Origin of the sequence: Mucilaginibacter terrae (assembly GCF_031951985.1) — a bacterium.
GTDB classification, from domain to species: Bacteria; Bacteroidota; Bacteroidia; order Sphingobacteriales; family Sphingobacteriaceae; genus Mucilaginibacter; species Mucilaginibacter terrae_A.
Map to the genome: position 1 here is coordinate 3455101 of NZ_JAVLVU010000001.1, position 21542 is coordinate 3476642.

At 44.2% G+C, this 21542-nt stretch carries 20 protein-coding genes; 10 read left to right on the top strand and 10 right to left on the bottom strand.

From position 1 onward, the window contains the following. Positions 1 to 146: 146 nt before the first annotated feature. The gene (locus tag QE417_RS14575) at positions 147 to 656 is read left to right on the top strand and encodes a hypothetical protein (protein ID WP_311951193.1); all 510 of its coding nucleotides are present in this window, start codon (positions 147 to 149) and stop codon (positions 654 to 656) included. Between the two features lie 4 nt (positions 657 to 660). Here the strand turns inward: QE417_RS14575 and QE417_RS14580 are convergent, their stop codons facing one another. Both QE417_RS14580 and dinB read right to left on the bottom strand, forming a co-directional pair. Beyond that, complete coding sequence (locus QE417_RS14580; protein WP_311951195.1) at positions 661 to 1203, bottom strand: hypothetical protein; 543 nt, start codon at positions 1201 to 1203, stop codon at positions 661 to 663. A gap of 88 nt (positions 1204 to 1291) precedes the next feature. Next, positions 1292 to 2392, bottom strand: coding sequence for a DNA polymerase IV (dinB, locus tag QE417_RS14585; RefSeq protein WP_311951197.1), 1101 nt, complete (start codon positions 2390 to 2392; stop codon positions 1292 to 1294). 132 nt (positions 2393 to 2524) lie between these two features. Between dinB and QE417_RS14590 the strand changes: the two genes are divergently transcribed. Next, the gene (locus tag QE417_RS14590) at positions 2525 to 2941 is read left to right on the top strand and encodes a response regulator transcription factor (protein ID WP_311951199.1); all 417 of its coding nucleotides are present in this window, start codon (positions 2525 to 2527) and stop codon (positions 2939 to 2941) included. Between the two features lies 1 nt (position 2942). Here the strand turns inward: QE417_RS14590 and QE417_RS14595 are convergent, their stop codons facing one another. After that, positions 2943 to 4328: a DNA recombination protein RmuC gene (locus QE417_RS14595; protein WP_311951201.1), complete on the bottom strand. Its 1386-nt coding sequence runs from the start codon at positions 4326 to 4328 to the stop codon at positions 2943 to 2945. A gap of 168 nt (positions 4329 to 4496) precedes the next feature. Between QE417_RS14595 and hflX the strand changes: the two genes are divergently transcribed. After that, complete coding sequence (gene hflX, locus QE417_RS14600) at positions 4497 to 5681, top strand: GTPase HflX (RefSeq protein ID WP_311951203.1); 1185 nt, start codon at positions 4497 to 4499, stop codon at positions 5679 to 5681. A gap of 426 nt (positions 5682 to 6107) precedes the next feature. On the opposite strand, the gene QE417_RS14605 is transcribed toward hflX, so the two are convergent. Next, a complete protein-coding gene (locus QE417_RS14605; RefSeq protein WP_311951205.1) occupies positions 6108 to 7019 on the bottom strand; it encodes a glycosyltransferase family 2 protein in 912 nt (303 codons plus the stop codon). 55 nt (positions 7020 to 7074) lie between these two features. Between QE417_RS14605 and QE417_RS14610 the strand changes: the two genes are divergently transcribed. Next, entirely contained in the window at positions 7075 to 8022 is a 948-nt protein-coding gene (locus QE417_RS14610; RefSeq protein ID WP_311951206.1) for a glycosyl transferase family 90, read from the top strand. Here the strand turns inward: QE417_RS14610 and QE417_RS14615 are convergent. The 3 genes from QE417_RS14615 to QE417_RS14625 are packed head-to-tail and all read right to left on the bottom strand — an operon-like array spanning position 8017 to position 10701. After that, positions 8017 to 8802: a DUF4261 domain-containing protein gene (locus QE417_RS14615; protein WP_311951207.1), complete on the bottom strand. Its 786-nt coding sequence runs from the start codon at positions 8800 to 8802 to the stop codon at positions 8017 to 8019. The two genes, QE417_RS14610 and QE417_RS14615, sit on opposite strands and share 6 nt — an antisense overlap. 50 nt (positions 8803 to 8852) lie before the next feature. Continuing rightward, complete coding sequence (locus QE417_RS14620; protein WP_311954672.1) at positions 8853 to 9923, bottom strand: glycosyltransferase family 4 protein; 1071 nt, start codon at positions 9921 to 9923, stop codon at positions 8853 to 8855. Positions 9924 to 9948: 25 nt separating this feature from the next. Next, a complete protein-coding gene (locus tag QE417_RS14625; protein WP_311951208.1) occupies positions 9949 to 10701 on the bottom strand; it encodes a glycosyltransferase family 2 protein in 753 nt (250 codons plus the stop codon). A gap of 53 nt (positions 10702 to 10754) precedes the next feature. Here QE417_RS14625 and QE417_RS14630 point away from each other — a divergent pair, with 53 nt between their 5' ends. Next, positions 10755 to 11864 (top strand): glycosyltransferase family 2 protein, encoded by a 1110-nt coding sequence (locus QE417_RS14630; RefSeq protein WP_311951209.1) that lies wholly within the window; start codon positions 10755 to 10757, stop codon positions 11862 to 11864. 1 nt (position 11865) lies between these two features. On the opposite strand, the gene QE417_RS14635 is transcribed toward QE417_RS14630, so the two are convergent. Together QE417_RS14635 and QE417_RS14640 are read right to left on the bottom strand one after the other, a co-directional pair. Beyond that, positions 11866 to 12687 (bottom strand): glycosyltransferase family 2 protein, encoded by an 822-nt coding sequence (locus QE417_RS14635; protein ID WP_311951210.1) that lies wholly within the window; start codon positions 12685 to 12687, stop codon positions 11866 to 11868. A 122-nt stretch (positions 12688 to 12809) separates the two neighbouring features. Beyond that, entirely contained in the window at positions 12810 to 14099 is a 1290-nt protein-coding gene (locus tag QE417_RS14640; RefSeq protein ID WP_311951211.1) for an aminopeptidase P family protein, read from the bottom strand. 151 nt (positions 14100 to 14250) lie between these two features. On the opposite strand from QE417_RS14640, the gene QE417_RS14645 reads away from it, so the two are divergent. The 5 genes from QE417_RS14645 (at position 14251) to QE417_RS14665 (ending at position 19772) form a co-directional block, all read left to right on the top strand. After that, the gene (locus QE417_RS14645; RefSeq protein WP_311951212.1) at positions 14251 to 15603 is read left to right on the top strand and encodes an OmpA family protein; all 1353 of its coding nucleotides are present in this window, start codon (positions 14251 to 14253) and stop codon (positions 15601 to 15603) included. A gap of 73 nt (positions 15604 to 15676) precedes the next feature. After that, positions 15677 to 15820, top strand: a complete 144-nt coding sequence (locus QE417_RS14650; RefSeq protein ID WP_311951213.1) for a DUF6728 family protein — start codon at positions 15677 to 15679, stop codon at positions 15818 to 15820. 2 nt (positions 15821 to 15822) lie between these two features. Further along, on the top strand, positions 15823 to 16203 hold the full coding sequence (locus QE417_RS14655; RefSeq protein ID WP_311951214.1) for a RidA family protein: 381 nt from the start codon (positions 15823 to 15825) through the stop codon (positions 16201 to 16203). 21 nt (positions 16204 to 16224) lie between these two features. Beyond that, positions 16225 to 18333 carry an ATP-dependent DNA helicase RecG gene (recG, locus tag QE417_RS14660; RefSeq protein WP_311951215.1) on the top strand — a complete coding sequence of 703 codons (2109 nt, stop codon included), beginning with the start codon at positions 16225 to 16227 and terminating at the stop codon, positions 18331 to 18333. Positions 18334 to 18374: 41 nt separating this feature from the next. Next, positions 18375 to 19772, top strand: a complete 1398-nt coding sequence (locus tag QE417_RS14665) for a M20/M25/M40 family metallo-hydrolase (protein ID WP_311951216.1) — start codon at positions 18375 to 18377, stop codon at positions 19770 to 19772. 195 nt (positions 19773 to 19967) lie between these two features. On the opposite strand, the gene radA is transcribed toward QE417_RS14665, so the two are convergent. Then, entirely contained in the window at positions 19968 to 21404 is a 1437-nt protein-coding gene (radA, locus tag QE417_RS14670; RefSeq protein ID WP_311951217.1) for a DNA repair protein RadA, read from the bottom strand. Positions 21405 to 21542 lie beyond the last annotated feature (138 nt).

Below are 21542 nucleotides of genomic sequence, written 5' to 3' on the forward strand. Positions count from 1 at the left end.
TTGTTATAATTTTTACAAATATAACGCTAATTAGGTTTTAATGGTATTCTAATAATCGATAGTGTATAGTTTTTATCTATGAGATACGCTGTTTAATATAGTTGGTTTTGTGAAATCTAAAAACGAGTATTTTTGTTTATTGCACAATGGAATTAGCTCAATTTTTAGTCCTTAAACAACAATATAAGCCAAATAAGACAGAGGTTCTTTTTATTGCCGATGGCATGCCGGTGAACGAACGCTACTTCTACCTCAAAAATTCTAACATTTACCGGGCTGTAAAAACGGCTTACTCGCAGGTATTTGGCGAGTTTAAAACCGATGATGAGTTTCTGGAGTTTTTTAAGGAGATGGGATGTTATTTTGACAGCCTAACCAACGAGCCCATTAAACACATGCCTCCGGCCGAACAGCGCAAAGCCCGCCAGCAAGGCGTTGAATCGTTGGCCCATCGCATAGCCGAAATGCAACCGCGGTTGATCATCATCTCCCTCAAAGTAATTGAAAAATTTGCTCGTGAGGCCATCAACCTGTCAGGAGTTGATATGGTGGAACACATTGCAGTTACACCCTTCCCGGTTAAGAGTATGGTGAATGTGAACAATTGTATTAACGGGGTTGTAGCTGCTTTACGTACGGTGGAATGGGATGTGTAAAGGCTTAATTTAACATATCATCTTCCTCGGGCACCCGGTATTTACCCTGCTTTTTACTAAAATTAAATTTATAAGCAACGCGCAAACCGGCTAAAGGAGATATATTGAAATAAGACGGCAGTAGATCCGTTCGTAACGAAAATTCCAGGCTGCTGTACTTATCAAAAGCCCAATCATATCCTGCTCCCGCGGTACCTCCTAAGCCAATCACTCCGCCATCATTTCCGCCTACGTAGCATGATGGTCCGGCAAATACAAAAATCCTTTGGGTGGCATAGTATTTAGCAGCCAGGTTCAAAAAGCCAACACTATAATCAGACCGCAGTTTGCCTTTAATATCTTCGATGCCTAATGTAGGCATGAGCGCAAATTTATTTCGTGCAAAAATATTTGCTTGTATAACCCTGTCGCGGCCAACTTTATAATCATTATTTATAGGCAGGTTAAGGCCTGCACCTACGCCTATTGAATTACGGGCTTGGGAGAACACTTTGTTATTGATTGAAAAGGTAATGAGAAGGGTAACTAATATAGCAGATACTTTCATGTTGAACATTGTGGGTGATAACATTACCACCTGTGAAAAGTTTAGTGCCTGATAGACGCGCCGCAACGGGCTTTTGTTACTCAACTAATTAAAACAGCTTTAACTGTTCGGTTGGTCCGTTGTTTTTGGGAGATAATTCGCCGAAGTTGGATACTGATATGCCCAACAACCGTACACGCACTTCATCTAAATTAGTTGCTGATAAAAGTTGTTTGGCTGTTTGCGCAAGTATACCAACACCGCCAACGGGAGCGGAGAATGATTGGTTGCGGGTAATTTGCTTAAAGTTGCTGTATTTTACTTTGAGGGTGATGGTGCGACCTTTAAGCGCATAACGTTCGAGGCGGGTGGCTACGGTTTGGGCTATTTTGTCTAACTCGACAGACATTTCATCAAAGGTAGTAAGATCGTGGGCAAAAGTATCTTCGGCTCCCATTGATTTGGTTTCGCGGTGGGGTTGTACCGGGCGCTCGTCAATGCCACGCACAATGCGGTAATAAAACCTGCCCGATTTGCCAAAGTGCTTTACCAGTTCGTCTTCTTCCAATCGTTTGAGGTCGGCTCCTGTATGCAAACTCATGCTCTTCATTTTTTGTGCGGTTACTTTGCCTACACCAAAAAACTTCTCCACAGGTAATTGCTCCATAAACGCCTCAATAGATGATGGACCGATGAACTTTAAGCCGTTAGGTTTATTAATATCAGATGCAATTTTGGCTACAAATTTATTCACCGATACCCCTGCCGAAGCCGTGAGCTGCAACTCATCAAAAATAGCCTGCTTAATTTGCGTAGCCACCTCAATGGCCGATCCTATGCCGAGTTTATCTTCGGTAACATCTAAAAAAGCTTCATCTAATGATAATGGCTCGATGAGGTCGGTGTAACGCGAAAATATTTCGCGAATATGCCTCGATACATCTTTATACACCGCAAACCGTGGCCTCACAAATATAGCCTGCGGACAAAGCTGCTGTGCTTTTTTTGATGGCATAGCGGAGCGCACACCAAACTTACGCGCCTCATAACTGGCGGTGGCCACCACACCGCCCCGCCCTTCGGGCAGGCCACCTACCACAATAGGCTTACCGCGCAATTCGGGGTCGTCGCGCTGCTCTACCGACGCATAAAATGCATCCATATCAATATGGATAATTTTGCGGTGATTGGTAGCTGGCACTGACATCATAACAAATATAAAGGCTGCAATATCAGCCTTTTCATTTTTCTTTTTTAATTTCGAATAACGCTAAATACAACTCCATTGATGGTTGCCGGTTTTTATAACAGACATAAGCAAAATATTTTTTATGGCCTGCTCATGGCCATTATGCTGTTTGTATTGAAATGGCTCGAGTTAAAACTCATCATCATCCAGCACTCATTCGAAATTTATGCGGGCATCATAGCCGTTATTTTTACCGGGTTAGGTATATGGCTGGCCTTAAAATTGGCACGCCCCAAACAAAACACTGTAGTGGTTGAAAAACCGGTATACGTTAACAACACCGACTTCACTTTTAACGAGGCCGCCCTCACCCAACTCAACATGAGCCGCCGCGAACTGGAAGTTTTACAACTCATGGCCGAAGGCCTAAGCAACCAGGAAATTGCCGAACGCCTCTTCGTATCGCTTAATACCATTAAAACTCACTCGGCCCGTTTGTTCGAAAAGTTGGAGGTTAAACGGCGCACCCAGGCCATTGAAAAAGCCAAACGCATGAGCCTGATCAAATAACCTACGGCTCCACCTCATCATCTAACAACGATGTGAATTTACCATCAATTTGCTTATTGGCTTTGGCTCCCAACTTTTTGATTTTCTCGGCTGTGATGGTGAGGTTGCCGCGGCCGTCACTTAGCTTGTTCAGGGCTTTATCATAGGCATCCTGGCTTTGTTTAATGTTGCGGCCAATGCTGTCCATATCGGTTAAAAAGCCTACAAACTTGTCGTACATCTCGCCGCTCAGGCGGGCAATTTCCATTACGTTGCGGTTTTGGCGTTCTTGTTTCCACATACTGGCAATGGTGCGCAGGGTGGCCAGCAGCGTCGATGGGCTAACGATCACTACGCGCTTGTCCCAGGCATCGTTAAACAGATCGGCATCCAGCTGCACTGCAAAACTAAACGACGATTCGATGGGCACAAACAACAGCACAAAATCGGGCGAGTTTACCTTTTGCAAATCATGATAGTTTTTGGCCGATAAGCCGTGTACATGGTTCCGTATCGATTCTACATGAGCCTTGGCAAAAAGCTTGCGTTCTTCTTCGGTTTCGGCATTCACCAACTTATCATAGGCCACAAGCGATACTTTGGAATCGATAATAAGGTGCTTATCATCGGGCAGATCAATAATGGCATCGGGCATGTAGCGCGTGCCGTCCTGCGATTGATGTGCAGCTTGCAGCCTGTACTCGCGGTCTTTAATCAAACCCGAGCGTTCCAGTACTTTTTCGAGGATAAACTCTCCCCAGTTACCTTGTTTTTTATTATCGCCTTTAAGGGCTTTGGTCAAATTCTGGGCTTCGCTGCTAATTTGTTTATTAAGTTCCATCAATTGCGAAACCACACCTTTAAGTGCATTGCGGTCGGCCGCCTCCATGTTGTATACCTTTTCAACCTTGTCTTCAAAAGCTTTAATGTTTTCTTTTAACGGGTTGATGATATGATCTAACTGAACTTTGTTCACATCGGTAAACTCCCGCGATTTTTCTTTCAACAGCTTTTCGGCCACGTTTTCAAACTCGCGCTGAAAATGCGTGCGGGTTTGCTCAATTTCGGCTTTTTGCTCCCGGAGTTTTTCCTGCTGGGCCTGGTAGTATGAGCGGCTGCTTTCTAAAGCCTGGTTAGCCTGTGCCAGGGCTAAGCGTTCGGTTTGTAAATGCTGGTTAAGTTTTTGTATGTCTTCTTTTAGCAATAGGGTTATGCTTTCCTTTTCGGCAAAGGCGCTGTTAATGCGTTCTTCTGCTACGCTGAGTTTTATTTTGAGCTGCTCATTTTCGGTTTTAAGTTGAATGAATTCTGCTTGGCTAAATTTAGGGGCACTTGTGCGGCTCTTTATAAAAAAGCCTGTTCCAATTATCAAAACAACTATTCCTATTACCAAAACAACAACTTCCATCTGATAAAAATTTTAGCAAATGAAAGGAGTAATTTTGAAAAATGCTAACTTTTGTTTTAGTAATAGACTATACATGTCAACATTGACTAAAGTTCTGTAACTTTGACATAAGCGCCGGTTAAATTTTGCTGTAAAGCAGTTGGCACTTATATTGATAGAATATAATTAATGAAGCAAAAATTTTATGATACTGCTGTGAAGCAGGAAACTGCTGTACTGGTGGGTGTAATTACACCCGGCCAAACCGACGTACAGACCAAAGAATATTTAGAAGAACTGGAGTTTTTAGTAGAAACTGCCGGGGGAAAAACTGTGCAAACTTTCACCCAGCGTATGCAACGCCCGGACAGGGCTACCTTTGTAGGTTCGGGTAAGTTGGAAGAGATAAGGGCTTATGTGGTTGAGGAGGAGATTGATATTGTAGTTTTTGATGATGAACTATCACCATCACAACTGCGTAACATTGAGAACGAACTGAAGGTAAAGATACTTGACCGCAGTAACCTCATCCTCGATATTTTTGCCGGGCGTGCTCAAACTGCGCAGGCTAAAACACAGGTTGAGTTAGCTCAACTACAATACTTGTTGCCCCGCCTAACCCGCTTGTGGACCCACTTAGAGCGCCAAAAGGGCGGTATTGGTATGCGCGGTCCGGGTGAGTCGCAAATTGAGACCGACCGTCGTTTGATCCTCAATAAAATATCTTTATTAAAAGAGCGTTTGCGCCTCATTGACCGTCAAAACGAAACGCAGCGTAAAAATCGCGTCCAGTTAGTGCGCACGGCTTTGGTGGGCTATACCAACGTTGGTAAATCAACCATCATGAACATGATCTCCAAATCGGAGGTATTTGCCGAGAACAAGTTGTTTGCCACTTTAGATACCACGGTGCGCAAGGTAGTGATCGAAAACCTACCTTTCCTGCTTTCAGACACGGTTGGATTTATCCGTAAGTTGCCTCACCATTTGGTGGAGTGCTTTAAATCGACCCTGGATGAGGTACGTGAGGCCGACATATTGATTCACGTGGTCGACGTATCGCACCCAAGCTTTGAAGACCAGATCAACACCGTTAACGAAACGCTGAAAGATTTGGGTGCGCTGGATAAACCGGTGATTACGGTTTTCAATAAGATAGATGCCTATGTGCCGGCACCTATTCATGAAGAAGACCCGGCTCAGCCACTTACGCTCGAAGACTTTAAGCATAGCTGGATGGCCAGCCACAACAGCCCGGCCATATTTATTTCGGCATTGAAGAAAGAAAATGTAGACGAATTCAGAAAGTTGCTATACGATAAGGTAATTGCCATTCATACTGAGCGGTACCCGTACGATCAGTTGTTGTACTGATGCATCAAAATAACACAAAAGGCAGCCTGGTTAGGTTGCCTTTTGTGTTTAAGTAAAATCTGTAACTCCTAGCAGGGTAATAATATTCGCGTGGCGATCTCATCTTTTTAGTCCGTGCAGGGTCTCTCGTAGAGGACCCTGCAATGCTTGAAATACATGTAATGATATTAAACCCGGCGCAGGGTCCTCTACGAGAGACCCTGCTAAAACGGTAATGCTTGACATATGTAGTCCTTTTAGGGTAGTGATATTCGCGTGGCGATCTCATCTTACAAAGTTAGTCCGTGCAGGGTCTCTCGTAGAGGACCCTGCAATGCTTGAAATACATGTTAATGATAACCCCGGCGCAGGGTCCTCTACGAGAGACCCTGCTAAAACCAAGTTATATGTATCTTCCCTTGGGAGGGCTATGGGGTATCGCAAACCTTACTTTACTATCTTGTAATTCCTGTACTCACTTACCCGCCAACCTGTCCAATCCTCAATTTTTTGGAGGGCCTTACGCCTGAACGACATGTTCTTTTTCAATTTCTCGGGGTCAACTTCCAGCTTCCAGTTTTGGGCTTTAATGCGGGGTAGCATAACTGCCGGGTGCTTGTCCTCAAAAGGAAGCAAGCGGTCGGCATTTTTAAAATCAAACTCAAAAGTTTCGGGCAGGTTTTCGGCTATCCAGGTATCATCGTGGTAAAACTGGTTAAAGTTGCGCAGCTTTCCTTCCAGGCCTTTGGGTGGTTTTACCCATCCATAGTGGTAAATGTAGGCATCGATCAATTTAACATTGATTTTCCGGTCATCAAGCCTGAAGCCTTGCGCATCACGGTAGGCATGTATGCGTTTATCGTTGCGTAAAATGCGTATCTCACGGCGGTACCAGCGGCGCGAATGGGCGTAATGGCTATACGAGCCATAAAAATGTTGGTATTTAAAAAGCAATCCCTCAACTTCGGCATCGTTCAGGTTTTCTTCCATTTCTTTTTTAATGAGCGGCAAATACTTTTCATGAACGATCTCATCGCCCTGGATATAAAAAGCCCAGTCGGCATCGGGCGAAATGGCCGCAAATGCCTTATCGGTTTCGGCAGCAAATACCGCACCGCCCTCGCGTATGTCTTCATCCCAAACGGTATTGATGATCCTTATTTTGGGCGAATTAATGCCGCGGATAAGGTCTTCGGTATTATCATCGCTATCTCCCAAAGCAACCAAAAATTCATCGCAGATGGGCAGTATGGATGTAATGGCCTCAACAACAGGATAATCATTTTTACCGCATTGCGGATGAAGGTAAAACCGGCAACTTTCATTTAATTTACAGGATATGCCGTAAAGGTAATACAAAGTAGGTTTGGTTTACCCGGCCGCTTACCAAACTACTCGTATATTTGGCCATCCAATGAACCTGTTTGATATTAAAATTACACTTCAAAAAAACAAGTTGCCGTACTACGTTGGCAATTTTTTGAGGCAGATACTTCCTGCGGGCCCACTTGCAAAACAGCTAAAGCAGTTAACCCAATACAATGCTGCTGAAATTTACGACCGGGTTAATTACTATAATCAACTTACCAAGGATAGTACGTTAGGAGATTCACCCACAACACTAAAAGATCTGCTTCAACTTAAAAGCCCCAGCGCTTACCGTTTCGATACTTTTGAATACGCGCGTTTCTTTTCGCCTCAACTAAAAGCCAACTTTCTATTTGGCGATGTAATACACTCGCCCAAAGTGCCAACTATCCAAAAAAGCCGTCCCGTTGTAGGCGATAACAGAAATGCCGTTTTACTCAAGCTCGATAAAAAACGGCATTACTTGTTTGTAAATGATAAAAAACTATTCTCTCAAAAGAAAAACCTGCTCATTGGCCGCTCGGCAGTAAATCAGGAACATCGGGTTAGGTTTATGGAAATGTACTTTAACCATCCACTGTGTAATTTAGGGCAGGTAAATACCAACAATGGCAAGCCGGAATGGGTAAAACCTAAAGTACCCATCAGTACACATCTTGATTATAAATTCATTTTAAGTTTAGAAGGCTGGGATGTGGCTACCAACCTCAAGTGGATCATGTCGTCAAACTCGATAGCCGTAATGCCAAAGCCTAAATACGAAACCTGGTTTATGGAAGGCCGGCTCATTCCTAATTATCATTACATCTGCATTAAAGATGATTACAGCGATTTGGAAGAGCAGTTGCACTACTACATTAATCATGAACAGAAAGCACTTACTATTATTGCCAATGCTAATGCATGGGTAAAACAGTTTCAGAATAAGCGCAAGGAAGATTTGATTGCCTTACTGGTGTTGCAGAAATATTTTAAATGTACCGGGCAGCTATAAATGTAGCTTTAAAGTTTCCCCATCTACGTTAATCCCTTTTGACCGGCTGATCTTTATTTTGTGTTCGGGCGTGTAGCCCAGGGTTTCTCCTGCTTTCAATGTAATATTCTGGCTGATTAAATAAGATGATATGTTTAAAAGAAAGATATACAACTCTTCGAGACATAGACCTGAGTTTAGGATCTCCAATTCATCTTTGCCAAACTCGTTCAAACCATACGTGTAAGCAGAATTGCTCCTTGAGTTTTTGCGTAAGCCTATATATATCCATAGCTGAACCGGTGGCTTACCTTTCTGCAGTTCTTCAATGCTGCTCAAATATCGTTCTCGCGGAATTATCAACGATTGAGTACCATGGTATACGCCCACAATTTGCGACGTTGATAGCAAAGAACATAATACCTTGCTCAAAAGAGTGTAAGAGATAAGCGCATTCTCGCCATCAGGAAATACGGTTACAATAACATGTCCCGTGTGTTGTGCTACATCTTCTAATACTTTATTCCAGTTGTATGCATATTTTGCAGCCCATTCAATATCTTCAGCCGGAATTGGATGGGGAATATAGCCCAATGCAACCGTAAGCCCGTTTACCTTAAAAGCGAGTGCTTCTTCGTCGCCATCAATATCGGTTACCTTGACATTCCATGTGCTTTCAATATCATTAATTAACTCGGCGATGTGATAACCGTCGTTGTTAATGAGCATTGGCATTGCGAATATTGCGTTGCTTTCTGTCTTTTTTTCTTTTTTAGTTTTGAGGAAGCTAAATAAGCCCATCGTGATATTGCTTAGTTGATGCGCAATGTTAATGAAAACAGGGCACTTTACTAAACCACCGACTCATAAACCCTGACGGTATTTTGTATACAAGCTTCCATAGTAAAATCGCTTAATCGTTCGGTACCTTTTTGTTTAAGTTCCTGTTGCAATGATAGGTTGCTCAATATCAGTTCAATAGCACCTTTTATATCTTCAGGCTCGTAGGGGTTGAAATAAATGGCTGCATCGGCAGCAATTTCGGGCAGGCAGCTGCTGTTGCTGCATATTATCGGGCATTGGTTGGCAAAGGCTTCTAACAGTGGCAGGCCAAAACCTTCATGCAATGACGGAAAGGCAAAAAGTATAGCCTGTGCATAAAGTTGTTGCAATACGTCATCGGTTACGTTCATTTGCCCGCATTGAGCGGCGATATTCAATTTTTCGAAATGCTGCAACTCATTAGTATTATAAGCCCCGCCACCGGCACAAATGAGGTTTAATGATTTATCTTGTTGTAGTATGGTGCTTATCCCATCAACAAAAATACTGAAGTTTTTATAGTGCCAGCGCTCTCCAACATACAAAATGTATCTGGCAGGCAGCGTTGGGTTAAACTCTGCCTTATTGCTTAAACCCCAGTAACCGTGATGTACTACCTGAATTTTACCGGCCATGTGCGGGTATACCTTAATAATATCCTGCCGGGTAAACTCCGATATGGCAATTATGGCATCGGCTTTTTCCATTACTGCTTTTTTGCGGGGAATAACCTGTGAGGCGTTGCCGATGTATTGCGGGTAAAGCTCGTGCACCATATCATGTATGGTAACTACGCATGGTTTTTTTAAGTGCTTTATAAAGTACGGATCATCAAACGTGGGATGAAATACATCAAAATTTCCCCGATTTATATTCCAGCGCGAGTAGCGGCGGCTCCAGGCGTAGATCTTTTTTTGATCACCCCGAAATAACTTGTGGCCAATGCTATTGTTAAAAAGAAAAGGCTCATGTTTAACGTATTCGTTTTCGGAGTACAGTGCGGTGATGGTGCTTTGATGGCCGCTATTGTTCAGGCCGCTGTGCAGGTTGGCAAAGTAGCGAGATATGCCGCCATATTTTTGCAGCGAAAAATGCTTGATGGTCTATCAGTACTTTCATTACACATTAATAAAAATTACTGCCAGGGCGACTCTGCTCCTTGCGGCGTTTGTACAAAAAGCGCAGGTACATCATTAAACCCATGCTTTTTTTAATAATCTCGGGCTTATCACGTTTAAAGGGCTCATCCTGCGCCGAGGCCGAAAACCCGGTGAGGGCATACCAGGCCACATCTATATCAAGGTATTGCTTTTTTATCGAATCGTCGCCCCAGCAAGCCAAATTAAGGGCATAATCAGCATAAATGCGGTATTGAGTATCGTAATAGTATTTGGTAAACACTTTGGCCGGGTACAATATCGACTGATGATTAATACAATACTTGGCCATGCGGTATGCCGAAAATTCGCCGGTAAAAAGCGGTCCATCGGCTTTGGTATTGCCATAGTATATGGTGTCTTCATTTTTGAGCTGTGCGGCTATAGTACTAAAGCCCGGCAGCAGGCGGTCATCGGCGCCTAAAAAGTATACCCATTTGCCAGTGGCCAGTTTGGTGCCTTTATTAAGGGCATCATAAATGCCTTTATCGGCCTCACTAACCCAATGGCTAATCTGGCTGTCGTACTGTTGTAAAATATCAATGGTGCCGTCGGTGCTTTCACCATCTATTACCACCACCTCAATAGCCGGATAACTTTGCTCAATTATCGAATCGAGGCATCCGGGCAAATGTTGGGCAGCATTATAGGTTGCTATAATGATGCTTACCAGTGGTTGCTGTGCCCTGGCTATATTTTTACGGCTTCCTCCCTGCCTCATGTTAACACGATATAAACTTGATAAATTAAGCTATTTTTGCACAAACATACGGCATGCCTTTCAGTATTGATGTTATAATTCCTTCGTTCCGTTTAAACCCGGAAAATATACTGCCCATACTCAACCTGCAAAGGCCTGCAGATGCTACCGTACGTTTTTACCTTGTAGCCGATAATCCTCAATTAAAACCCGATGCTACCATTGCTCAACTGGTAAACGGCGATACCATTAATTTGTTGATTAACTCCCATAATATTGGCGCATCGGCCACGCGTAACCGTGGCATAGAGGCAGGTAATGGCGACTGGATATTGTTTTTAGATGATGATATTGTAGTTGACCCACAACTGCTCCTCACCTATGCCAACGCTGCCGAGCAGCACCCAAACGAAGTTGGTTTTATTGGCCTGGTAACCATGCCTCCACCTGCTACCCCGTTTGCCAAAGCCGTTGATGCCAATGGCTCAATGGGTATTTTTAGTGCAGCGCTACATAATGAATATTATCCATGGGGTGCATCAGCCAATATCATGATCAGGCGGAGCGCCTTAGGAAATGTACGTTTTTCATCAACCTACCCCAAAACCGGCGGGGGCGAAGAGGTGGAGTTCTTTTTTAAAATAAGAGAGCAAAATAGCCTGAGCAATTACCGCTGCCTGCCCGCCGCCAAAGCCGAACACCCGTGGTGGAAGAATGGTGAAGCTGATTACACCCGCTTCTACCGTTATGGTTTAGGCAACAGCCATTTGGCCCAGCGCAACCCGGCTTACCGCTGGTACGATTTCCTGAACTTGCCCGAGTCGGTACTCATAGTAGCTGTGGCCGCATTTGCAATTCATTTTTTTTGGATGCCGGTTGCTAAGTACGGATTGTACTTTGTGCTGATTGCATTGTTGGCCGAATACGTGACCAATATTATGCGGGTAAAGCGCAAAAATAAAATTATAGCACCGGGCGTTGCCTTTAATGTAATGCGTTTACGATTGGTATATGAATGGGGTATACTGCGCGGCAATATTTCGCGTGGGCGTTTGGCCGGTTTTGGCGAGCGGTTTAGCTATGATGGCAACACAAGTCCGGGTAGTTTCAGGCTTAACCGGTATAAGATAGTTAAGCTGGCCATTTTTGCCATTGCTGCTATTGTTGTAATGTTACTGGGTTAAGCTAAACCTCATTATAGCCGCTGGGGCAGTAAGTGAGCTTTTCTGCAACGGTTTTGCGGTAAATGAGTTCGTTTGGCAGGAAATTTTCACGGTCGTGTATCCGATGAAAAATGTGGTAACTGATGGCCGCCATTTTTAATCGTTTTTTCAGGATACCCGCATTGATGAGGCGGGCAGCAAATTCATAATCTTCCCAGCCCCAACCTTCAAAATCGTTATAGTAACCATTAACTTTAATGTAGTCCTCGCGCCAAAAGGCCAGGTTGCATCCCTTTACATTCCATGGGCTGCGTGGATTGGGCTTATAAAATATAGATAGCAGCGGAATACGGATAGCATTAAAGCGGCTGTATACGCCAGGAGACACCGAACTGAGGTCGATCTGTTTGCTTTTTAGTATTTCAATAGTCTTTTCTTCATGCAGCATGGCCCGGCTTCCCTGCATAAAAAAGCCTTTGCGGGCGGCACGTTCATGGTCGGCCACAAATTTGGGGGTAACTATAATATCGCCGTCTATCTCAATAATATAATCGGCCGCCCCCATTTTTACAGCTTTGTTCAATGCCAGGCATTTACGAAAGCCTTTATCTTCCTGCCAGGCATGATGAATGGGAATGTTAAACTCGGCACGGTAACGGTCTATCAATTGTCGTGTTTCCTCGCGCGAGCCATCATCGGCTATCATGATCTCATCGGGCATTCGGGTTTGGCGCAGCAGGCTCATTAAAACCAGTTCAAGAGCCTCGGGCCAGTTATAGGTTGATATTAAAACCCCTATGCTTAGTCTTTGCTTGCCCTGCTTTATATCTGTGCTGTTTGCCATATGAATTTGCAAAGATACAAATTGCAGAGGCTTTGATAACTTACCTGTATTATATAAGGTATTATCAACTAAAAATGCCCGATTGTTGATCAACCGGGCATGTACATATAAGGCTCTTTCAATTAGCTGTTCATTATTTCCTCAATGTGTTCAGCCTCCAGCGGAATGCTGGCCATCAAATCAATGTTACCGCCTTCTGTAATCAGGATGTCGTTCTCTAAACGTATACCAAGGTTTTCGGCCTGTATGTAAATGCCTGGTTCGCAGGTTAAAATGTTGCCCACCTCAAATGGTTTGTAGCGGCTGGCATAATCATGCACATCTAAACCCAAATGGTGCGAGGTGCCGTGCATAAAATACTTCTTATATATAGGTGCTTTTGGATCTTGCTTTTCTACATCATGGCGGTCAAGTAAACCAAGACCTATCAGTTCGCCGGTCATAATTTTGCCTACTTCTTCGTGGTATTCATTCCATATAGTCCCGGCTACTAACATTTGCGTGGCTTGCTTCATAACACGCAGCACTGCATCATATACCTGGCGCTGGCGCGGCGTAAAGCGGCCGTTAACCGGAATAGAGCGGCTCATATCGGCATTATAGTTAGCATACTCGGCAGCCCAATCAAACAGAATCACGTCGCCATCTTTACAAACCTGGTTATTGTCTATATAATGCAACACATTAGCATTAAAACCCGATGCTATAATAGGTGTATAAGCATGGCCGGTAGCACGCTGACGTAAAAATTCGTGCGTTATCTCAGCCTCTATTTCATATTCGGCCACGCCGGGCTTCACAAATTTTAATACACGTATAAAAGCATCACGGGTAATATCGCATGCTTTTTGGGTCAGTTCAATTTCAATGGCCGACTTAACCACCCTTAAGTTGCGCAGTATAGGTGCCGAACGTTCGTAATGGTGTAAAGGGTATTTCAGGCGCAGATCGGCCAAAAAACGTAGGTCGCGGCCTGGTACGCCCGGTAGATAGCGGTCGTTTTCGTTGCTGTTAATGTAAATATGATCGGCGTAGTTGATAATGCTGTGCAAAATGGCATCAAAATCCTGCAGCCAGTAAACAGCTTCAATTCCCGAAACTTTTCGTGCTTCTTCTTTAGTATACTTGTGACCTTCCCATATGGCAATGTGTTCACTGGTTTGTCTTAAAAAAAGTACTTCTCTGTATAGTGGATTAGGACAGTCCGGAAAAAGCAACAGTATACTTTGCTCTTGATCTATGCCAGACAGATAAAAAAAATCAGGATTTTGTTTAAAGATATAATTCTGATCGCCGCTGCGTGTATATTCATCATTAGCATTAAATATAGCTATTGAATTATGTTTTAATCGCGAAACGAAATTTTTTCTATTAATAATAAACAGATTGTTGTCTATAGGTAGATATTTCATTATTTACACACATTTAATTTTTATAAAACAATTTTTTCCATTTATTTGTCAACAATATTATAAAAGTGGAACGGTGTTTGGTACACGGTGTCAAACATAAGGACTATTTTTATAAGTAAATCACAATTAAAAATTGTTTAATCTTAAAACTATGAACTATTCTACATTAAAGAAAACAGTCGCGCTTTCTTTTGCATCGTTACTTGCCGTTGGTGCTGCCAGCGCGCAAACCGATTCAACTAAAAGTGCGTCAACCGGTACTGCCAAAGTATTTGGTGGTCGCGGTCAGTACAAAACCTGGAGCATTGGCTTAAACGCAGGTGCAGTATCCCCGACATTAGCTATTGGTGGTGTAAGTGATTACGCTAACAAAAAAATCAACTTAGGTTACGGTGCCTCAGTAAGATGGCAACTTGCTCACTCGTTCGGCTTACAATTAGACGCACGTGGTGGTAAAGTTGGTGGTGATAATGTTGGCGCAGCTCAACGTGTTACTGACAACCGTACTTCTTATCAAACCCGTTTTTACCAAGGTACTTTAAGCGGTGTTGTTAACGTTGCTACTATTGACTTCTTACGTCGTAAAAACTCTGTTAACTTCTTCGTTAATGCTGGTGCCGGTATGGTGTGGTATAACCCCGAGTTTACTTATGCTAACGGTACTCAACCAACAACTTTAGCACAAGGTGCTTACGTAAACGCTGACGGTTCTAAACACTACGTAAAAAGTTTAGTAATCCCTGTTGGTGCTGGTGTTAAATTCCGTTTATCAGATGCATGGGCTTTAAACTTAGGCTACACTGCTAACTTTACTGATGACGACAACATGGATGCATTAAAAAGAGCTTATCCTACTAAAGATAAATACTCTTACGGTTACGGTGGTTTAGAGTGGACTTTAGGTTCAAGCTCAAAACCAAACCTGGATTGGGTTAACCCAGTAGCTATGATGTATGACGAGTTGTACGATGCAGCTTTACGTCAAGAAGTTGAAGCTTTAAAAGGTCGTGTTACTAACGTTGAGAACGCAGTTAACGATTTGAAAAAAGATTCTGATGGTGACGGTGTATCTGATCAATTTGACAAATGCCCTAACACCCCTGCTGGTACAGTAGTTGATGGTGCTGGTTGCCCAATCAAATTCCCAGAAGCTGATACTGTTGCTGCTGCCGCAACTCCTTACTCAAACATCCAGTTTGACTTTGATAGCTCAGTATTAAGAACTTCTTCTTATGCTGCTTTAGATGCTGGTTCTGCCGACTTACGTGCTAACCCAAGCAAAACTATCGAGTTAAACGGTTATGCTTCATCTGAAGGTACTGCCGCTCACAACTTACGTTTATCTAAAGACCGTGCTAACTCAGTAAAAACTTACTTAGTAAACTCAGGTGTTGAAGCAAAACGCATCAAAGTAAAAGGTTTAGGTGAAACTAACCCAATTGCTGACAACTCAACTGAAGAAGGACGTGTAATGAACCGTCGCGTTGAGTTCAAACAAAAATAATTCTAACCAGAATTTTTAAATACTTTGAAAAGGCTCCGGATAACCCGGAGCCTTTTTTTGTTACATTTGTTTTATGTACTTCTTCCGTAAGAAAGACCCTAACAGGCCAAAAAATTTCAATCTCAAGGTAATGCATGTAATTAATACCATTGCTATTGCGTTGTTTTTGGCAGGTATTATATGGAAGCTTATAGATTGGTTTATCCTTAAAAAATAACAATGAATAAAATAGTCAACACATCAAATGCACCTGCGCCAATAGGTCCTTACAACCAGGCGGTATGGGCGGGTAACATTCTTTTTATGTCGGGCCAAATTGCTTTAGATGCAGCAACCGGCGAATTGGTATTAACCGATATACCAACAGAAACCCGCAAGGTGTTAGAAAACATTAAAGCTGTATTAACCGAGGCTGGTCTTGATTTTAGTAACATTGTTAAAGCTCAGATATTTTTAAAAGACCTGGGAGACTTTGCTGTAGTTAACGAAATTTACAGCACGTATTTTACCGGCAACTATCCGGCCCGTGATACCATACAGGTAGCCGCCCTGCCCAAAAATGTAAATGTTGAAATTTCGGTTGTTGCCTACAAGGCTTAAACCCAATATACATACGCTATTTTGAACGCGCAGGTATTTCAAACGCCCATCGACTATTTAAAAGGAGTTGGCACCGCAAGAGCCGACGTTTTAAAGAAGGAGTTGGGCATTTTTGTTTATGAAGACCTGCTTAAGCACTATCCGTTCAAATACATTGACCGTACGCGGTTTTATAAAATACGCGACATCAATCCCGACCTGCCACACGTGCAGGTGATAGCCCGCGTAACCCATAAAGAAGTGCTGGGCGAAAAGCACACCAAGCGCCTCATTGTGCATGCCATGGATGATACAGGCATTATGGAGCTTGCCTGGTTTCAGGGTATTAAATGGGCCGACAAGAGCATTGCGGTGGGCAAAGCCTACATCATTTTTGGTAAGCCGGGTATGTTTAATGGCAAAACCCAAATGTCGCACCCCGAAATGGAGCCTTACTCAACTGAGGCAAAAAAGCGCATGGGTAACCTTACGCTGCAACCCGGTTACAATTCTACCGAAAAACTTAAATCCTTTTCTTTAGATAGCAAGGGCCTTCAAAAGCTGATGGCTAATTTGCTGGATCAGTGCCTGCGCGATATTCGTGAAACGCTCCCTTTGTATATCATCCAACGGTTCAAACTCATAAACCGCGCTGATGCTTACCGCTATATCCACTTCCCCGAAAACGCGCAACAGCTTTATGAAGCCCAGCACCGCTTAAAGTTTGAGGAACTGTTCCACATTCAGCTTAAACTGTTAAAGAACAAGCTCATTCGTACGCAAAAGTTCAAGGGGAATGTGTTTGACAAAGTGGGCGAGTATTTTAATACATTCTACGAACATAAAATACCCTTCCCGCTTACCGGTGCACAAAAACGGGTGTTGAAGGAGATAAGGATAGATACCCAGCGGGGCGTACAAATGAACCGCCTCTTACAGGGCGATGTAGGCAGTGGTAAAACTGTGGTAGCACTCATGACTATGTTGCTGGCTATTGATAACGGTTTTCAGGCCTGCATTATGGCCCCTACCGAAATTCTGGCAAATCAGCATTTTCTATCCATTCAGAGTTTGGTAGGCGATGGCTTTGTGGAAGTAGCACTGCTTACCGGTTCTACCAAAAAGAAAGAGCGCAAGGTACTGCATGAAAAGCTGCTGAGCGGCGAACTGAAGATACTGATAGGCACCCATGCCTTGATTGAAGACGCCGTACAGTTTCAAAACCTGGGTTTGGTAGTAATTGACGAGCAGCACCGCTTTGGTGTTGAACAACGTGCCAGGCTCTGGAAAAAGAATACTATACCGCCGCATGTGCTGGTAATGACAGCCACGCCCATACCACGTACTTTGGCCATGACTTTGTACGGCGATTTGGATGTATCGGTAATTGACGAACTTCCCGCCGGGCGTAAACCTATTGAAACGCTGCATTATTATGAGAGCCAGCGCCTGCCCATGTTTGGCCTGATCAAACGTGAAATTGCTTTAGGCCGGCAGGTATATATAGTATATCCGCTCATACAGGAAAGCGAAAAGCTCGATCTTAAAAACCTGATGGATGGCTTTGATACCATTTCGCACGAGTTTCCGAAACCACAGTACCAGGTGAGCATAGTACATGGCAAGTTAAAAGCCAGTGAAAAGGACGAAGAGATGCAGCGTTTTGTAAAAGGTGAAACGCATATTATGGTGGCTACTACAGTAATTGAGGTGGGGGTAAACGTGCCCAACGCATCGGTTATGGTGATTGAAAATGCAGAGCGCTTTGGCCTGTCGCAACTGCACCAGTTACGCGGCCGGGTGGGGCGTGGTGCCGAAAAATCATACTGCGTGCTCATGAGTGGCAACAAGCTGAGCCGCGAAGGTAAAATACGTTTGGAAACTATGGTGCGCACCAATAACGGCTTCGAAATATCGGAAATTGACCTGCAACTGCGAGGCCCAGGTAATATTGAAGGCACCCAGCAAAGCGGGGTGCTCGACCTTAAACTGGCCGATTTGGCGCAAGACCAGGAACTGCTGATGCAGGCTCGTAAAGTTGTTGAAGAAATTTTTGCTAAAGACCCGCAATTGGCCCTGCCCGAAAACCAGATACTACAATCAGCTTTTCAAACCAAAAATGGCGGCTTAAGTTGGGATAAGATCTCCTGATTTACTATCTTAACGGCGTTAAACTATTTCTCCTCTCTCAAATGAAACTCAAAAACGCCGCTCTGTGCGCTATGGCTGCCGTAGGTTTATCCTTTTCGGCCCAGGCCCAAAATACCGACTCTTTAATGTTGCGCAAAATTTTCGATGAAACTCTGGTAAATGGCCAGTGCTACGAAAACCTGCGCTATTTGTGTAAAAAGATCGGCTCGCGATTGAGCGGATCGGCCGGTGCGGCAAAATCGGTGGAATGGAGTAAAAAACTGATGGAAAGTTACGGTTTTGACAAGATTTATCTGCAAGAAGTAATGGTGCCGCACTGGGTACGCGGCGAAAAGGAGCAGGGCATTATTGTGAGCGGTACTACCCGCACGCCGGTGGCTTTGGCTGCTTTGGGTATGTCGGTTGGTACACCCAAAGCCGGTATTACCGCTGAGGTTATTGAACTGCAAAGCTTAAAAGAGCTGGAAACTTTAGGTGAGGCCAAAATAAAGGGTAAAATAATTTTCTTTAACCGCCCGTTCGATAACCGCTTTATTGAAACCGGAGGGGCTTACGGCACCGCGGGCGATCAGCGTAACGCAGGGCCGGGTATGGCTGCCAAATATGGTGCGGTTGCAGTAATTGTGCGTTCGCTTACTGCTGCTTTGGATAATTATCCGCACACCGGTGGTACCAACTATGGCACTAATCCGCAAATTCCGGCTGCTGCTATATCAACCATTGCTGCTAATAAACTGAGCGCAATGTTGAAACAAAAAAGTGCAGCACCTATTAAATTCTTCCTGAAAACCAGTTGCCAGATGTTGCCCGACGTGCTGTCGTACAATGTAGTTGGCGAAATAAAAGGCTCGGAGAATAACAACAAATATATTACCGTTGGCGGTCACCTCGACTCGTGGGATTTGGCCGAAGGTGCGCATGATGATGGCACCGGTGTAATGCAGTCGGTAGAGGTGCTACGTGTTTTTAAAGCTTTGGGTTACAAACCTAAAAACAACATACGTGCGGTGTTTTTTATGAATGAAGAGAACGGCCACAAAGGCGGTATAAAATATGCCGAACAGGCTAAGGCCGATAAAGAAGAACACATTGCCGCCATTGAAACCGACGAAGGTGGTTTTACTCCACGTGGCTTTAGTTTTGAGCGTGCCACCCCGGTATTTTTAAAAGGCATAAACCAGGAATGGAAAAAACTATTTGAGCCCTACGAAGCCGACCGTTTAGTGGCCGGCGGTGGCGGTACCGATATTGGTCCGCTGCGCGAAACGCATCCTAATATTAAGCTCATCGGTTTCCGCCCCGATTCGCAGCGTTACTTTGATATTCATCACACGCCTAACGATGTGTTTGAAAATGTTAACAAACGCGAACTGGAGTTAGGTGCAGCATCAATTGCATCGCTGATTTATTTGATCGATCAGCATGGATTGAATTTTTAGGTTGAAACTAATTCTCACAACCCGTCATTGCGAGACAGTGATGCCAAAAGCGTTGGGGGGCGAAGCAATCTGGAGGTACAAAGCACAAACCGAAGTATAGGCACTGCCTTAACTTATTTCAATGCATTTGAACTCCGAGATTGCTTCGACGGCATCCGCACATCCTGCTGCTGTCTCGCAATGACGGATTTTCCCTTACCCAAACAACAACCCAAACACCTCTTCAATCCGGCTCACCGCTTTAATTTCGATCTTATAGTGCGATAAATCTAACTGGTTCTTATCCGCCTTACCCGATGGCAGGTTATACTTCGATATAAATATCTGCTCAAAGCCCAGTTTTTGTGCTTCAGCAATGCGTTGCTCTATACGGTTCACGGCCCTTACTTCACCAGATAAGCCTAATTCGGCAGCAAAGCACGTTTTGGAAGGAATAGGCATGTCTTCGTGCGATGAAATAATGGCAGCTGCCAAACCCAGGTCAATTGCCGGATCTTCTACTTTAATACCGCCGGTTATGTTCAGAAAAACATCCTGCGTACCCAAGCGGAAGCCGCAGCGTTTCTCGAGCACGGCAAGCAGCATATTCATGCGGCGCGTATCGAAGCCCGTAGCCGAACGCTGGGGTGTTCCGTACGCCGATGTGCTCACGAGGGCTTGTGTTTCAATAAGCATAGGCCTGAGGCCTTCTAAGGTAACGCTAATGGTAATGCCGCTCAAGGCTTCATCGCGCTGGGATAGTAATATCTCCGATGGGTTTGATACCTCGCGCAAACCAGCTCCCTTCATCTCATAAATACCCAATTCCGATGCCGAACCGAAACGGTTTTTTATCGCGCGTAATATACGGTACACATGATGCCTGTCGCCCTCAAACTGTAAAACGGTATCAACCATATGCTCGAGTATTTTAGGTCCGGCTATCATTCCATCTTTGGTAATATGACCAATCAGGAAAACAGGGGTTGAACTCTCTTTAGCAAAACGCAGCAATTCGGCAGTACATTCACGTACCTGCGATACGCTGCCCGGTGTACTCTCAATATGTGCCGAATACAGGGTTTGTATCGAGTCCACAATCACCATATCGGGCTGTAATTGTTCTATTTGCTTGAAAATATTCTGGGTCGAAGTCTCGGTCAAAACAAAACAGCCCGTACCGCCATAGCCGCTAACTCCCCCTTCAGGGGGCAGGGGGGTAATCCGCTCCGCACGCATCTTAATTTGCCGGTCGCTCTCCTCGCCCGATACATACAGTATTTTGGCCGCAGGCATGCTCAAGGCCAGTTGCAGCATCAGGGTCGATTTACCTATGCCCGGCTCACCACCAATGAGTACTAATGATCCCGGCACAATACCTCCGCCTAAAACCCGGTTAAGTTCATTATCGGACGTTAACATTCGGTGCTCTTCAGAAAATGTTATGCTCGATACCGGCACGGCCTTATTGGCCCGCTGCATGGAAGTTGAGCCACTGCCCGGCGCCTTCCAATCGGGTATGGCGGCATTGGGTTTTTCAATCACCTCTTCTACAAAAGTATTCCACTGCTGGCAGGCCGGGCACTTACCCAACCACTTGGGCGATTCGTAGCCACAGCTCTGGCAAAAATATGCTGATTTGGTTTTAGCCATGATTTTTGGATGTGCAAATGCGATGTAAAGATAATTAAAATGCTAATATATTTAGCTGAATTTGTAATGTTAAAACAACAAAGGCCCCGAAAACGGAGCCTTTGAAATTTGCACATCTGCATATTCACACATCAGCAC